Source organism: Porphyrobacter sp. MBR-155 (assembly GCF_040547625.1).
GTDB lineage: Bacteria > Pseudomonadota > Alphaproteobacteria > Sphingomonadales > Sphingomonadaceae > Erythrobacter.
Genome location: NZ_JBEPQB010000002.1, coordinates 77,310 through 90,305, shown reverse-complemented (window position 1 = coordinate 90,305; position 12,996 = coordinate 77,310). Strand labels below are relative to the sequence as shown.

Annotated in this window: 16 protein-coding genes and 1 pseudogene; 7 read left to right on the top strand and 10 right to left on the bottom strand. The window is 63.1% G+C overall.

Going from position 1 to position 12,996, the window contains the following annotated elements; translation table 11 throughout:
* The first annotated feature begins 121 nt into the window (after positions 1 to 121).
* Positions 122 to 361 (top strand): DUF1153 domain-containing protein, encoded by a 240-nt coding sequence (locus ABIE62_RS02195; RefSeq protein WP_354323167.1) that lies wholly within the window; start codon positions 122 to 124, stop codon positions 359 to 361.
* A 227-nt stretch (positions 362 to 588) separates the two neighbouring features.
* Here ABIE62_RS02195 and ABIE62_RS02190 read toward each other — a convergent pair whose 3' ends face one another.
* The 3 genes from ABIE62_RS02190 to glmU all read right to left on the bottom strand — a co-directional run bounded on the left by ABIE62_RS02190 (position 589) and on the right by glmU (position 2,648).
* The gene (locus ABIE62_RS02190; RefSeq protein WP_354323165.1) at positions 589 to 948 is read right to left on the bottom strand and encodes a hypothetical protein; all 360 of its coding nucleotides are present in this window, start codon (positions 946 to 948) and stop codon (positions 589 to 591) included.
* A 69-nt stretch (positions 949 to 1,017) separates the two neighbouring features.
* Complete coding sequence (locus tag ABIE62_RS02185; RefSeq protein WP_354323163.1) at positions 1,018 to 1,284, bottom strand: HNH endonuclease; 267 nt, start codon at positions 1,282 to 1,284, stop codon at positions 1,018 to 1,020.
* Positions 1,281 to 2,648: a bifunctional UDP-N-acetylglucosamine diphosphorylase/glucosamine-1-phosphate N-acetyltransferase GlmU gene (gene glmU, locus ABIE62_RS02180; RefSeq protein WP_354323161.1), complete on the bottom strand. Its 1,368-nt coding sequence runs from the start codon at positions 2,646 to 2,648 to the stop codon at positions 1,281 to 1,283. Before glmU ends, ABIE62_RS02185 begins: the two co-directional genes overlap by 4 nt.
* A gap of 77 nt (positions 2,649 to 2,725) precedes the next feature.
* Here glmU and ABIE62_RS02175 point away from each other — a divergent pair, with 77 nt between their 5' ends.
* The gene (locus ABIE62_RS02175; protein WP_354323159.1) at positions 2,726 to 3,421 is read left to right on the top strand and encodes an HAD hydrolase-like protein; all 696 of its coding nucleotides are present in this window, start codon (positions 2,726 to 2,728) and stop codon (positions 3,419 to 3,421) included.
* Between the two features lie 139 nt (positions 3,422 to 3,560).
* On the top strand, positions 3,561 to 4,490 hold the full coding sequence (locus ABIE62_RS02170) for an SDR family NAD(P)-dependent oxidoreductase (RefSeq protein ID WP_354323158.1): 930 nt from the start codon (positions 3,561 to 3,563) through the stop codon (positions 4,488 to 4,490).
* Positions 4,491 to 4,526: 36 nt separating this feature from the next.
* Here ABIE62_RS02170 and ABIE62_RS02165 read toward each other — a convergent pair whose 3' ends face one another.
* From ABIE62_RS02165 to ABIE62_RS02150, 4 genes are read right to left on the bottom strand one after another with little or no spacing between them, the layout of a single operon-like run.
* Positions 4,527 to 4,874 carry a DUF2794 domain-containing protein gene (locus tag ABIE62_RS02165; protein WP_354323156.1) on the bottom strand — a complete coding sequence of 116 codons (348 nt, stop codon included), beginning with the start codon at positions 4,872 to 4,874 and terminating at the stop codon, positions 4,527 to 4,529.
* Between the two features lie 38 nt (positions 4,875 to 4,912).
* The gene (gene epsC, locus ABIE62_RS02160; RefSeq protein WP_354323155.1) at positions 4,913 to 5,644 is read right to left on the bottom strand and encodes a serine O-acetyltransferase EpsC; all 732 of its coding nucleotides are present in this window, start codon (positions 5,642 to 5,644) and stop codon (positions 4,913 to 4,915) included.
* 44 nt (positions 5,645 to 5,688) lie between these two features.
* The gene (locus ABIE62_RS02155) at positions 5,689 to 6,348 is read right to left on the bottom strand and encodes an HdaA/DnaA family protein (RefSeq protein WP_354323154.1); all 660 of its coding nucleotides are present in this window, start codon (positions 6,346 to 6,348) and stop codon (positions 5,689 to 5,691) included.
* Between the two features lie 12 nt (positions 6,349 to 6,360).
* Positions 6,361 to 7,644 (bottom strand): heavy-metal-associated domain-containing protein, encoded by a 1,284-nt coding sequence (locus ABIE62_RS02150; RefSeq protein ID WP_354323153.1) that lies wholly within the window; start codon positions 7,642 to 7,644, stop codon positions 6,361 to 6,363.
* A 75-nt stretch (positions 7,645 to 7,719) separates the two neighbouring features.
* On the opposite strand from ABIE62_RS02150, the gene purM reads away from it, so the two are divergent.
* The 3 genes and pseudogenes from purM (at position 7,720) to ABIE62_RS02135 (ending at position 10,647) form a co-directional block, all read left to right on the top strand.
* A complete protein-coding gene (gene purM / locus ABIE62_RS02145; protein ID WP_354323151.1) occupies positions 7,720 to 8,841 on the top strand; it encodes a phosphoribosylformylglycinamidine cyclo-ligase in 1,122 nt (373 codons plus the stop codon).
* Positions 8,834 to 9,412: pseudogene (gene purN, locus ABIE62_RS02140) on the top strand (phosphoribosylglycinamide formyltransferase); the annotation flags it as partial. The gene purM and the pseudogene purN, both read left to right, overlap by 8 nt.
* Before the next feature lie 17 nt (positions 9,413 to 9,429).
* The gene (locus tag ABIE62_RS02135) at positions 9,430 to 10,647 is read left to right on the top strand and encodes a sulfotransferase family protein (protein ID WP_354323149.1); all 1,218 of its coding nucleotides are present in this window, start codon (positions 9,430 to 9,432) and stop codon (positions 10,645 to 10,647) included.
* Between the two features lie 82 nt (positions 10,648 to 10,729).
* Here ABIE62_RS02135 and ndk read toward each other — a convergent pair whose 3' ends face one another.
* Positions 10,730 to 11,152, bottom strand: coding sequence for a nucleoside-diphosphate kinase (ndk, locus tag ABIE62_RS02130; RefSeq protein ID WP_354323147.1), 423 nt, complete (start codon positions 11,150 to 11,152; stop codon positions 10,730 to 10,732).
* A gap of 162 nt (positions 11,153 to 11,314) precedes the next feature.
* Between ndk and ABIE62_RS02125 the strand changes: the two genes are divergently transcribed.
* Positions 11,315 to 11,953, top strand: a complete 639-nt coding sequence (locus ABIE62_RS02125) for a dioxygenase family protein (RefSeq protein ID WP_354323146.1) — start codon at positions 11,315 to 11,317, stop codon at positions 11,951 to 11,953.
* A 12-nt stretch (positions 11,954 to 11,965) separates the two neighbouring features.
* On the opposite strand, the gene ABIE62_RS02120 is transcribed toward ABIE62_RS02125, so the two are convergent.
* Complete coding sequence (locus tag ABIE62_RS02120; RefSeq protein WP_354323144.1) at positions 11,966 to 12,478, bottom strand: YgdI/YgdR family lipoprotein; 513 nt, start codon at positions 12,476 to 12,478, stop codon at positions 11,966 to 11,968.
* Positions 12,479 to 12,539: 61 nt separating this feature from the next.
* Positions 12,540 to 12,974, bottom strand: a complete 435-nt coding sequence (locus ABIE62_RS02115) for a DNA polymerase III subunit chi (protein ID WP_354323142.1) — start codon at positions 12,972 to 12,974, stop codon at positions 12,540 to 12,542.
* Positions 12,975 to 12,996 lie beyond the last annotated feature (22 nt).

Genomic DNA, 12,996 nt, shown 5'->3' with positions numbered 1-12,996 from the left:
GCGGCACGGGGCGGTTCGTCAACGCGGTTTTAACCATGTTCGGCAGCACCTTGTTAGGCCTGCTCGTCAACACTCAGGCCATCGGGGGCGATGACACGCACAGCTGACGAGGAACACAGTGATGGCCTATCCCAGAGACATGTCGATTGCCGATGCGATCAAGCAATACGGCCTGCCGAAAACCCACCGCGTGCATTGGTCCAAGGCGCGCAAGGATGACGTGGTGCGCGCCGTGCGCGACCGCGCTATCAGCTTTACCGAAGCCCGCGAACGATATCTGCTCAGCCGCAGCGAATTCGCGCAGTGGGAGCGTGAATATATCGCGGCGGGCGGCAAAGCCGCGCGGATGGAGGATGCCTGAGAAATGACGGGGATTCGCTGCGCTTAACTCCGTGGCGAGCCCTTTTTTCTCTCAGCTACGGCTTAGGCGCGGGAAGATCCCGGATATTTAGCTTTGCAAGATCCCCCAAAGGCGCGAACCAATCTTGCTCGCTCATACATCCGCTGAGCCGTTCTTGATGGTGTGTAGCTTTTTCAGCAAAGTCCGCTGATTCTTCGCTTCGAGCGAAATAAGAAACACAATGTCCTTCATAAAAAATAATTCGCTTCAAATCGCCATGGAAGTTCAATTTGCTCAGCAACATCGAGTAAATTAACCTCTATTGTAGAGTGTGGATTGTACTCCCCATGTATTTCAGTTAGCTTGAAAATAAATCCATTAAGTTGCTTGTTGGCAATGTGAATTGTATCTTCGAGCCTTTGGATTTCAGCATTAGCTCTCTCTTCCACTCGCTTTCGCTCTAATCGCAGGGTTGAAAGTTTATTCGAGATATCTTCCCAATCATACAAGCCAGTAATCATCGCTACCTCCGTGAACCCTACCTCATTACAATGGCCCCCTTTTGTTCTTTTGTCACCAGAATTTTCGGAATAATCCCCGTCTTTCATATCGATGGTGATGCCATCGAATTGCAGTAAGTTAAGGGAATTACAGGTGCTGCGACCCAACGGGCCAACTTACCGCGTCGGCGCGTCGAAATCGGCGGGCTTGTTTGCCACCCAGGCGACAAACTTGGCGATTGCAGGATTGTCGCGGATCACGCTCGCCTTGTCACCGATCCGCGCCAATTCATTATTGGTGAAGTTGGCGTGGATGGTCTTGTGGCAGATCGGGTGAATCGGCACCTTCACCTTGCCCTTTTTGGCCTTGGGCACCGGATGATGCCATTGCTCGATGTCGCCAAGCGGGCGGGAGCAGAGCCAGCAGTTGGGGTGGTCGCTCACTTCTTCTCCGCCGCTTTCTTCTTCTTCATCGCGTCGTGGAACCGATCCGCCCAGCCCGGCTTCACCAATTGTTCGGCGCGCACCATGCGCAGCTCTCCGGGCGCGACATCGCGGCTGACGGTGCTGCCCGCCGCGACAATCGCATCCGCGCCGATGCTGACGGGCGCGACCAGCGCCGAGTTCGATCCGATGAAGGCGCGCTCACCAATCACGGTCTTGTGCTTGAAATAGCCATCATAATTGCAAGTAATCGTGCCCGCGCCAATATTCGCGCCCGCGCCGATGGTGGCATCGCCGAGATAGGTGAGGTGGCTTGCCTTCGCGCCCTGCCCCAGCACCGCGTTCTTCACCTCAACGAAATTGCCGACGAAGCTGCCTTCTTCCAGCACCGTGCCTAGGCGCAGGCGCGCAAACGGGCCGACCTTGACCCCGCTCGCCAGCTTCGCGCCTTCGATGTGCGAATTGGCGCGGATCAGCACGTTGTCGGCAATCACCACGCCGGGGCCGAAAAACACGTTGGGTTCAATCGTGACATCGCGGCCCACCTGCGTGTCCCAATTGAAGAACACCGTATCGGGCGCGATCAGGGTTGCGCCTTCGTCCATCGCCCTGATGCGCCGCGCCGCCTGCCAGCGGCTTTCCGCAGCGGCGAGTTCAGCGCGGCTGTTGATCCCGGCAACTTCATCGGGCGTTTCCGCCACGATCACCGCGCAGGTGCGCCCGTCGGCAATCGCGATGTTGACGATGTCGGGGAGGTAATATTCGCCCTGCGCGTTATCATTGCCGACCCGCGCCAGCAGCGCGAACAGATCGCCCGCACGCGCCGCGATCAGGCCCGAATTGCACAGCCGCGTAGCGCGTTCGCCCTCGTCCGCGTCCTTGTATTCGACCATCTTGATGATGCGGCCATCATCATCCGCGATCACCCGGCCATAGGCGAGCGGATCGGCAGGCTCAAAGCCCAATACCACCGCAGCCGGGCTATCCGCGCCGTGCAACCGTTCCAGCATCGCGCGCATCGTCGCCGCCTTCACGAAGGGCACATCGCCGTAAAGCACCAGCACATCGCCCGCAAAACCCGCCAGCGCGCCCTCGGCCTGCGCTACCGCGTGGCCGGTGCCAAGCTGCGGTTCTTGCAGGCAGGTGGCCGCGCGCGCGCCCACCGCCGCCTCGATCTGATCGCGCCCTGCGCCGACCACCACCGCCAGCCGTTCCGGCCCGAGTTCTTCGACCGACGTCATCAGGTGATCGAGCATCGCCCGGCCCGCAATCGGGTGCAGCACCTTGTGCCTATCGCTTTTCATGCGGGTGCCCTTGCCCGCGGCAAGGATGATGGCGGCGAAAGGATGTGTCGTCGTGGTCATGAAAGCCCCTGTAAGTTAAGCCGCGCCTGCCAGCAAATGCTTGCGGTTTGAAGAAGCATCCGCCACCGCGCCTGGCCATGACGCAAATTCCCTTTGATGCAATCGGGTTCGACCTTGATGGCACCCTGCTCGATACCTTTCGCGATCTGGGCGCGGCAGTAAACCATGCGCTGGTGCTGGGCGGGTTTGATGCGGCACCGCTCGATACCTCGAAAGACCTGATCGGCGGCGGGGCCAAGATCATGCTGGCGCGCGCGGTGGAAGCGCAGGGCGGCCTGCCGGATGATGAATTCAAGCGGCTCTACAAGGCGATGCTGGCCTATTATGCCGAACACAACGCCGTCCACACCGCGCCCTATCCCGGCGTGCGCGAGGCGCTGGCAGAGCTGGCGGCGCAGGGGGTGCGGATGGCGGTCGTCACCAACAAGTTTGAAGGTTTTGCCCGCAGCATCCTGACCCAGCTTGATCTGATCGGCGCGTTTGAAACCGTGATCGGCGGGGATTCGATGGGCAAGGGCGATGATGGCCAGTTCCTTGCCAAACCGCACCCCGCCCCGGTGATCGCCGCGCGCGCTGCCACGGGCGACGGGCGATTCGTGTTCATCGGCGATTCGACCTATGATGCTCGTGCCGCGCAAGCTGCCGAAGTGCCGTTCGTCGCGGCTGCCTATGGCTATTGCGATGCGCCCCCGCACGAAATGGGCGCGGATGCGGTGATCGATTCGTTTGCTGATCTGATTCCGGCGCTCACACGGCTTTCGCATCGCGGCTGACCCTACGGCATCCGCCGCCTGACAGTTCGGCGGTTGCAAGCCACGCTTGAAAGTGCCACGCAGCGGCCACAAATCAGCTTTACGCAGGCGTAAACCGCGCCGCCCAGAAGCCGCATAGATCAAGGACAGGAGAACACACATGACCATCAACTTCAAAGACAAGGTTGCCATCGTTACCGGTGCAGGCGGCGGTTTGGGCCGGGCCTATGCGCTGGAACTCGCGCGGCGCGGGGCGAAGGTTGTGGTCAATGATCTGGGCGGCGCGCGCGATGGCACCGGCACCTCTGACGCCGCAGCGCAGGTCGTCGCCGAAATCGAAGCGATGGGCGGCGAAGCCATCGCCAACGGCGGGTCGGTTACCGAATACGAACAGATGGAAAAGATGGTCGCCGATGCCAAGCAGAAGTGGGGCGGCGTCCATGTGCTCATCAACAACGCGGGCGTGCTGCGCGACAAGACCTTCGTCAAGATGGAACCGGCCGACTTTGAATTCGTGGTCAAGGTGCACCTCACCGGCAGCGCCTTTGCCACCAAGGCGTGCTGGGAAACCTTCCGCGAACAGGGCTATGGCCGCGTGCTGATGACCGCGTCGTCCACCGGCCTGTTCGGCAATTTCGGCCAAGCGAACTACGGCGCGGCCAAGCTCGGCCTTGCGGGCCTGACCAAGACGCTGGCATTGGAAGGCGCGAAGTATAACGTGCGCTGCAACACCCTGTCGCCGGTCGCGGGCACCCGCATGACCGAAGATCTGTTCCCCGAAGAAGCGTTCAAGCTGTTCGCGCCCGAAAACGTGGTGCCTGCCGCGCTATTCCTCGTCAGCGAAGACGCGCCGACCAATGCGATTGTTGGCGCGGGCGCGGGTGGTTTCCACTCCTCGTGGACGGTGATGAACGATGCGGTGTGGCTGCCCGAAGGTGAACGCACGGTCGAAGGCTTTGCCGCGCATTGGGAAGAAATCAACGCCTTCACCAACCTGATCGCCCCGCAATCGGGCAGCGAACAATCGGGCAATATCCTGAAGGCGATGCAGAAAGTGACCGGAACGGGGCCGGGCAGCGCGCGCGGGTGATCCTGTCTATCCCCCTCCCTTAGGGGAGGGGGGCTTTCAATCCACCGCCTTCAGCAACCGCCGCTCCATCGGTGCGAGCACGCCCGCAAGGTCGTGGCCGCGTTTGAGCACCTGTCCGTGTTCGCCGAACAGCGTCCACATCCCCTGTTTCGCGCGCAAGGCAGGGCGTTTTTCGACCCGGGCCTGCGGGCGTTCGGCACTGCGGCGGAACGCGGCGAAGGTCGCGGAGTGGCGGTCAAAATCCATCGCGTAATCGCGCCACTGTCCGGCGGCGACCATCCGGCCATACAGATCAAGGATGCGCTGCAATTCGGCGCGTTCGAACCCGACCTGCGATGCTGCGTGGCCCGGAAACGCCACCACCTGCCCGGCATTCAATCCCATTGGCAACCCCATTGTGCCGGAAACATTAATTCCTGACTTCAATCCTTGGTTCCGCTTTTGAGCGGGGCCTCAGCCTCAACCGGCGCGCTGCGTTCTGCCAGCAGCGCCTTCATCGCCGCCATTTCTTCGCGCAGACCCGCGATTTCCGCCTCCAGCTTTTCCACGCAATCACGGCGCGGGCGGCCTTCGTCATCGCATGGAGAATCATCGCAAGGCGTGCCGTAGGGAATGAATTCCTTGATCCATTCCTCCGCCGGAACCAGTGTTGAACGCGCCTTCAGCCCGATCATCGTCGCGCCCGCAGGCACGTCTTCGGTAACAACCGCATTCGCGCCGACGCGCGCGCGTTCACCCACCACAATCGGCCCGATAATCTGCGCGCCCGAACCGATGATGACATTATCGGCCAAGGTCGGGTGGCGTTTTCCGCCCTTGCCGTTGGTGGGGTTGGTGCCGCCCAGCGTGACACATTGATAAATAGTGACATTATCGCCAATTTCGGCGGTTTCACCAATCACGGTAAAGCCGTGGTCGATAAACAGGTTCTTGCCGATCTGCGCGCCGGGGTGAATGTCAATCGCGGTCAGTGCCCGCGAAAAATGGTTCACAAACCGGGCGAGGAAATACAGCTTGGCGTCAAACAGCCAATGCGCGATGCGGTGCATCCCCAGCGCCAGAACCCCCGGATAAAGCAGGATTTCCCAGCGCGAACGCGGCGCAGGGTCGCGCGCGCGCACCGAATCCAGATAGCTGATCAGCTGTTCAAACATGACACCTTTATTCCCATCAAACGGCGCGTGATGCAAATCGCGCCTTACAGCAGACGTTGCTGCTCTGGCCCATGCAAGGCCTCCAGCGCGGCGCGCCACACCGACATGGTGGCGGGCACCTGTCGTTCAAGGCTGATGCGGTCAATCGCTGCGACCAGCGCTTCAATCCCGGCAAAGCTGCGGGTGGTGCGCGGAACGAGGTATTCCGCCGCCCCATCGGGCAGGCTCAGCCCGCGTTGTTCGGCGTGCGCATGGATCAACGCGCCCGCCATCGCATCATCGGGCGCGCCAATCGCCAGTTGCAACGATCCGCCGATGCGTGAGGCGAGATCGGGCAAGGCGATGTTCCACCCACCGCTTCCCTCGCCGCCATTGGCGACCAGCAACAATGCCCCGCCTTCGCGTGACCCGCCTTGCTGCACCGCGTTCCAGCGGTGGAACAGATCGGTTTCATCCGCCCGTTCGGCGTCGTCGATCACCTCAAGCCCGTCTGCTCCCGGCAGGCTCTGCGCCCAGCGGGCCAGCAGCGATTTGCCCGAACGCGGCGGGCCGGTCAGCACGGCGACGTGGAATGGCCAGCGCGCGGGGTCCTGCAACGCCTCGATCACCCCGGCATTGGCCGCGCCAATCACGATCCGCTGCGCGCCCGCAGGCCCGCGCCCGGACAACGGCAAGGCAATCTGCGACGGGAACGGGGTGTTCATCACCGCCAGCGCCTAACGGCTGATGGCGAGCGCATTCGCCCCTCGCCGCACGGTAAACCCGCGCGCTTCGAACGCGGCGGCCAGTTCTTCGAGCGTTCCGGCATAGCTCACGCTCATCACCGACGTGCCGCCAATCGCGGTGCTGGTCACGCCCAGCCCGCGCACACCGGCGGTGCCGCGCACTGTGCTCAGCAGTCCGTCAAACGTGGCGGCATCTGGGGTGGCAAACTGCACTGTGATGGCGCGCACGGTTGCTTCGCCCGGCACAGGGCCGCTAATCGGTAGGGCATTGGTTCCCGGAATTATCCCAGCCGCCGCCGCAGCAGCAGCAGCAGCTTCCTCGCGCGCCTTCACCGCCTGCCCGATCTCGATCAGGCGCTGGATTGCCGGATCAACTTCGCCAGCGCCGCCCAGCCGCAAGGTCGGATCGGGCTTGAGCTTACCCGCAGCCAGCGCGCCTGAAAAAATGCCGTCGATCCGTTCAACCGCGCGGCCCAGCATTTCCGGCACCTGATCCGGCCCATCAGCCGTCAGTGTGAAAGTTTCGAGCAGGCGGCTATCCGGGCCATATCGCGCGGTGAAGGTGCCGCTGACCGGCCCGCCGGGAAACTGGTGATCGAGCCGGGCAAACGCCATCAGCGCATCGGTTGCGCCATATTGGTCGAGCATACTGCGCCACCATGCCCGGCTGCGGCGGGTCGCCTGACCGAAATTGACCAGCAGCGAATCGCCCCCCGCCCCGCTCAGGCGCACGTAATTGATGCGGCTGGTACCGGGATTGAAGTCGGCCCAGGCCTGCTGCCACGGATTGCGTTGTTCAAAGGCAATGAACGCCCCGCCGCTTTCCATCGCCGGGATCAGCAATAACGGGGCCGACCGCGCCGCCTGCTCCGGGCCGCCAAGATAACTGCCCGCGCGCTGACGGTCGAACACCACGCCCAGCGTGGCGATATAGCGCCGCGGGCCCAGCCGTTCGCGCTCGATCACGATCGCGGATACCAGCCCGTCAAGCTGCCCGTCGGACAGTTTCGGCCCGCCAACCTTGGCCCACGCCTGCCGCTGCGCCTCACGCCATCCTTTGGCGCGGGCGTCCTCGGCGCTTTTGCCGCTGACATCGATGCTGATCCCGCGCACTTCGATATCGGCGCTGGCAGCGGTGGGCGCGATCCCGCGTTCGCCCGCCACCTGCGCCACCAACGCATAGGCCCCGCCGAGCAAGGCGAACGCCAGCACAGCGCCGCCCAGCCAGCGAGCCAATGGGCGGGCGGCATCATGGCCGGGAAGGGGAAGAGTCATGCTCATCGGGGAAATCGCGCGCCTTTTGCCCAAAGGCGAGTGGAATTCCAAGCGCGAAAGGCTAAAGCGGCGTGCATGACTGCCGGGAAAACATCAAATGGCGGGCCGGATGGCTCCTCCTACACCTATGCCGATGCGGGCGTATCGATTGCGGCTGGCAATGCGCTGGTCAAAGCCATCGCCCCGCTGGCCAAGGCCACAGCGCGCCCCGGCGCGACCAGCGAGTTGGGCGGATTTGGCGGGTTTTTCGATCCCAAGGCCGCCGGATATCGCGATCCGCTGCTGGTCGCCGCGAATGACGGGGTCGGCACCAAGCTGAAACTGGCGATTGACCATGACCGGCACGACCACGTCGGCATCGATCTGGTCGCGATGTGCGTCAATGATCTGATCGTTCAGGGCGCAGAACCGCTATTTTTCCTCGATTATTTCGCCACGGGCAAGCTGGAAAACGGCGTGGCGACCCGCGTGATCGCGGGCATCGCCACCGGCTGCAAGCAGGCCGAATGCGCGCTGATCGGCGGCGAGACGGCGGAAATGCCGGGGATGTATGCCGCCGGAGACTATGACCTTGCGGGTTTCTGTGTCGGCGCGGTCGAACGCGGCGAGCAGTTGACGGGTGACAAGGTTGCACCGGGTGATGTGTTGCTGGGACTGGCCTCGTCAGGTGTGCATTCCAATGGCTATTCGCTGGTGCGCAGGCTGGCGGCGGACAAGGGTTGGAAGATGGGTCGCCCTGCCCCGTTCGACCAAGACCAGTTGCTGATCAACGCCCTGATCGCGCCGACGCGGATCTATGTCGCAAGCCTGCTGCCGCTGATCCGCAGCGGTTTGATCAATGGGCTCGCCCATATCACCGGCGGCGGGTTGCTCGAAAACATCCCGCGTATCCTTCCGCAAGGCGCGCACGCGGTGGTCGATGCAAATCTGTGGCCGCAACCACGGTTGATGGCGTTCCTGCAAGCGCAGGGGCAGATCGAGCCAGAAGAAATGGCGCGCACCTTCAATTGCGGGGTCGGCATGGTGCTGGCCGTGGCGGCGGACAAGGTGGCCGAGGTCACGCTGCGGCTTGAAGCGGCGGGCGAGACTGTGTTTACCGTGGGCCGGATCGACGCGGGCGACAAGGGTTGCACCGTGCGCGGATCGGTGGAAACCTGGGCGGCCAAAAGCGATTGGAGCGCGACGCATCTTGGCTGAAAAAGCCCGCATCGCCATCCTGATTTCCGGCGCGGGCACCAATATGGCCGCGCTGCTCTATGCCAGCCGCATGGGAGATTGCCCTTACGAAGTGGTGCTGGTCGCCAGCAATGACGCAGCAGCGCCGGGGCTGGCGCTGGCCGCGCTGGAAGGCGCGGCGACCTTCGCCCAATCGCACAAGGGCATGACCCGCGCGGATCATGACGCGGTGATGGAAGCCGCTGTTAGAGACGCGGGCGCGGATTTTATCGTGCTGGCGGGCTATATGCGCATCTTGTCAGACGGATTTGTGCAGCGCTGGGCGGGCCGGATGCTCAATATCCACCCGTCGTTGCTGCCCAAATACAAGGGGCTGGATACTTTCGCCCGCGCCATCGCAGCGGGCGATAGCCACGCAGGCGCGAGCGTTCATCTGGTCACGCCCGAACTCGACGCAGGCGAGGTGCTGGCGCAGGCGCGCGTCGCGATTGCGAGCGATGATACCCCCGCAACCCTCGCCGAGCGGGTGCGCTTGGCCGAACATCAGCTCTATCCCCGCGCGGTGGCAGACTATGTGACGCGCTTCACGGACATCGCGGACGAATTCTGATGGTGCCCCGCTCCACCCCCGCCCGCGATCATCCACTGGCGCGCGGGGCGCTGGCGCAGCGGGCCAGTGATTTTTTGGGGAAGGCATGGGCCAATGGCTGGCTGCCGCCGCCGAACCTTGATCCCGACGCGCTGTGGGCGCTGGCGGCCAAGCCCTTTGGCGCGCAGGCTGAGGCGGTCGAACAGGGCGCGCGCGCGCCCGAAGACGTCGCCGATTTTCGCGAGCGGCTGCAACGCCTGTGCGCGGCGGTTGAGGCCGAGGCCGATCTCAACCCGCTGGGCCGCACGATGGCGTGGGGGCAGGTGTCGCGCGTGGTCAAGAACCGCCTCGCTTTCGGCGCGCTGTGGCTGAAGCGGCCCGAATTGCTCGAAACGCGCCTCGCCCCGCCGATCATCGTTATCGGCCATATGCGCAGCGGGACAACGCGCATCCACACCCTGCTGGCGGCTGACCCGGCGCATTCACACACCCGCTATTGCGATGCCTATCACCCGGTGCCCGCGCGGTGGGGCATGAACCGGGTCAAGGCGGCGGTCGAACTCGCCATGCTCGGCGCGCTCAATCCGTGGATGCAGGCAATCCATCCGATGGCTCCGGGCGCGGTGGAAGAGGAACTGGCGTGGATTTCAGCCGCGCTGCACCATTCGATCTACGAATCGCAGTGGCACATCCCGACTTTTTCCGCATGGAGCGAAGCGCGCGAAGCTGCGCCGATTTACCGCGAGATGGCCCGCATCCTGCGCACCGACGCCGCCACGCGCGCGCTGGCACCAAAGCCCCGCGTGATGAAGGTGCCCGCCTTTGCTGAGGATCTGCCCGCGCTGCTCACCGCGTTCCCCGACGCCCGTTTGGTGATTGCGCAGCGCGATCCTGACGCGGTGCTGCGCAGCGCGGTATCGCTGGCGGCGAACCAGATGGCGATGCAGTCCGATGCTTGCGATCTTGATGCGATTACAGCGCGCTGGCGCCGCAAGATCGCGCTGCGTGATGAGCGCATGACCGACGCGCTGGCCGGATGGCATGGCCCGGTCGCGCGGCTTGCCTTCGATGAATTGAATACCGATTGGGAGGCCGCGATCCGGCGCTGCTACGCCGATCTTGGGCTTGCGCTTACGTCTCAGGCACTGGCGGCAATGCGCAAGCGGATGGCGGCAAGCAAGGGCGGTCTGCACCACGCGCATTCGCAACAATTGGCGCGCTTTGCTGAGGCGGGCTAGCCGATCGGCGCTGTAATGTGGGATATAACGAAAAGGCCGCCCCTTTCGGAGCGGCCCTTTGCATTTCATCCGGCCTGAAAAATCAGCCGACGATTTCTTCATCCTTGAAGAAGAACGCGATTTCGATGGCCGCGTTTTCTTCCGAATCCGAACCGTGAACGGTGTTCTCACCGATCGACAGGGCGAGTTCCTTGCGGATCGTGCCGGGGGCAGCGTCCGCCGGGTTGGTCGCGCCCATCACTTCGCGGTTGCGGGCTACGGCGTCTTCGCCTTCGAGCACCTGCACCACCACCGGCTCGCTCATCATGAAATCAACGAGTTCACCAAAGAACGGGCGTTCGCGGTGGACGCCGTAGAAACCTTCGGCCTGTTCGCGGGTCATGTGGATGCGCTTGGACGCGACGACGCGCAGGCCGGCGTCTTCCAGCATCTTGGTAACAGCGCCGGTCAGGTTGCGACGGGTGGCATCGGGCTTGATGATCGAAAAGGTGCGGGTAACCGCCATGATTATGCTCCTGTGGACGTATTTTTATGGGGGATGTTGGCCGCGCCCGTAGATGCTGCGCTGCAAAATGGCAAGCGTCGCGCACGGTGTTCTCGGCGCCTGCCGTTTTCTTGATCGAGCAAATATGCTATGCAATGCAGCTTGGGGAATTGGGGGGGACACATGGAAAACGATTACACGCTATCGCGGCGGCGCTTTGCTGGCGCCGCACTAACCGCAGCAGGCATCATTGCGACCGGCGGCATCGCCCGTGCGGCGACACCAGCGCAGACGGCCAGCGGCCCGCTCGGCCCGTTCTATCCGATAATGCGTCCAGCCGATGATGATTTCGACATGACCATGATCAAGGGCAATACCGGGCGAGCGTTGGGCCGAGTCATCGAAGTCACCGGGCGCGTGCTCGACAGCCGGGGCAATCCCGTCCGCGGTGCCGAACTGGAATTATGGCAATGCAATGCCGCCGGTCGCTATGATCATCCGGGCGATATTGCCACCGCCCCACTCGATCCGAACTTCCAGGGCTTTGCCCGGCTGATCACCGGCCCAAGCGGCGAATGGCGGGTGATGACGATCAAACCAGCAGGCTATGCGAGCCCGATTGGCTGGCGCACGCCGCACATCCACTTCGACGTGCGTGGTCGCCAGCACCGGTTGATAACGCAGATGTATTTCAGCGAAGACCACGTCACCAACAGCAAGGACGCGCTCTATAACCAGCTTGGCGAGGACGCGATCACCGCGATGGCGGCCCAGCAGGCAGCAGATCGCTATCGCTGGGACATCGTGGTGAGCGACAGCTGAAGCTGGCGGCGATTATCCGCCGGTCTTGCTGCCGATGATGATCTGTCCGGTGGTTGCATCCTTCTGATTGTCGGTCGCGGTGATCGACATCGTGGAACCGTCGCGCTCGCGCTCTGCGCCGATCATCAGGGTGCCGTTGGTGTTCATTTCGATCTGGATCGCGAACCCGGCGGCCTTGGCCTGATCGCGGTAATGGGCGATGATTGTGTCGGCGGCGGCGTCTGCCTCGAACATCACCATTGTCCCCTGCCCACCGGGCTGGTTGACAACGGTGTTGGTGATCACCTTTGATCCGGGAAACAGGCTGAAACCGGCGGGCAGGCTGACCGGCACATCCGCGCCCGAACGCAAGGTGGCGGTGCCATCGGGCCCTTCGACCGTCATACTGGTTTCGCCGGTATCCTTGTCGATGGTGTATTCGGCGGTTTCGCCGTCCTTGGTAGTGAATTCACCCGAGGTTTCCGAACCGCAGGCGGTAAGCAAAAATGCCGCGCTGCTTGCCAATACCAATGCCACCTTACGCATCTGCAATCCCCCTCACATTACGCGCATCAATATCATTGATTCGGGTTGCTGCGGCAAGCCCTCAGCCTTTCTTGACCCAACGCCCGTCTTCCTGCGCGAAGTAGGCGCGTTCCACATCATCCTTGCCATCCTGCGCGCGCCATGCAGCCCGCGCGGCGGGTGCGGCATCGGGCGGGAACAGCAGGAACACGCGGGCAAAGCCGGGGGTATCGCGAAACACCCCGTCGGCAAGGATCAGGTGGCTCGCCCCGTTGCTGGCGGCAGGTTCAGCGGACAGCAGGATCGGTTGATCCGCCCCGCCGGTCGCATCGGCCTCACCATTGGCAAGGAAGCTCTCCGGCCCCGCCTGCCACAGCGCGCGGGCAATGGCGGCGCGCTGCTGGGCATCATCCGACACCACCAGCAACCGCGCGCCCTCCGCCAGCGTCCGCTTGGCGATCAGGGCGACAACCTTTTCGATAGGGTCGGTGGTGACTTGCCAGAAGTCCAACTTCATAGTTCTTGCTGTCCTACCGCTC

Bases quoted from the DNA above. Each gene is read 5' to 3' on its own strand.
- ABIE62_RS02195 (WP_354323167.1), top strand. From the start codon at position 122: ATGGCCTATCCCAGAGACATGTCGATTGCCGATGCGATCAAGCAATAC.
- ABIE62_RS02190 (WP_354323165.1), bottom strand. From the start codon at position 948: ATGAAAGACGGGGATTATTCCGAAAATTCTGGTGACAAAAGAACAAAA.
- glmU (WP_354323161.1), bottom strand. From the start codon at position 2,648: ATGACCACGACGACACATCCTTTCGCCGCCATCATCCTTGCCGCGGGC.
- ABIE62_RS02175 (WP_354323159.1), top strand. From the start codon at position 2,726: ATGACGCAAATTCCCTTTGATGCAATCGGGTTCGACCTTGATGGCACC.
- ABIE62_RS02170 (WP_354323158.1), top strand. From the start codon at position 3,561: ATGACCATCAACTTCAAAGACAAGGTTGCCATCGTTACCGGTGCAGGC.
- ABIE62_RS02165 (WP_354323156.1), bottom strand. From the start codon at position 4,874: ATGGGATTGAATGCCGGGCAGGTGGTGGCGTTTCCGGGCCACGCAGCA.
- epsC (WP_354323155.1), bottom strand. From the start codon at position 5,644: ATGTTTGAACAGCTGATCAGCTATCTGGATTCGGTGCGCGCGCGCGAC.
- ABIE62_RS02155 (WP_354323154.1), bottom strand. From the start codon at position 6,348: ATGAACACCCCGTTCCCGTCGCAGATTGCCTTGCCGTTGTCCGGGCGC.
- ABIE62_RS02150 (WP_354323153.1), bottom strand. From the start codon at position 7,644: ATGACTCTTCCCCTTCCCGGCCATGATGCCGCCCGCCCATTGGCTCGC.
- purM (WP_354323151.1), top strand. From the start codon at position 7,720: ATGACTGCCGGGAAAACATCAAATGGCGGGCCGGATGGCTCCTCCTAC.
- ABIE62_RS02135 (WP_354323149.1), top strand. From the start codon at position 9,430: ATGGTGCCCCGCTCCACCCCCGCCCGCGATCATCCACTGGCGCGCGGG.
- ndk (WP_354323147.1), bottom strand. From the start codon at position 11,152: ATGGCGGTTACCCGCACCTTTTCGATCATCAAGCCCGATGCCACCCGT.
- ABIE62_RS02125 (WP_354323146.1), top strand. From the start codon at position 11,315: ATGGAAAACGATTACACGCTATCGCGGCGGCGCTTTGCTGGCGCCGCA.
- ABIE62_RS02120 (WP_354323144.1), bottom strand. From the start codon at position 12,478: ATGCGTAAGGTGGCATTGGTATTGGCAAGCAGCGCGGCATTTTTGCTT.
- ABIE62_RS02115 (WP_354323142.1), bottom strand. From the start codon at position 12,974: ATGAAGTTGGACTTCTGGCAAGTCACCACCGACCCTATCGAAAAGGTT.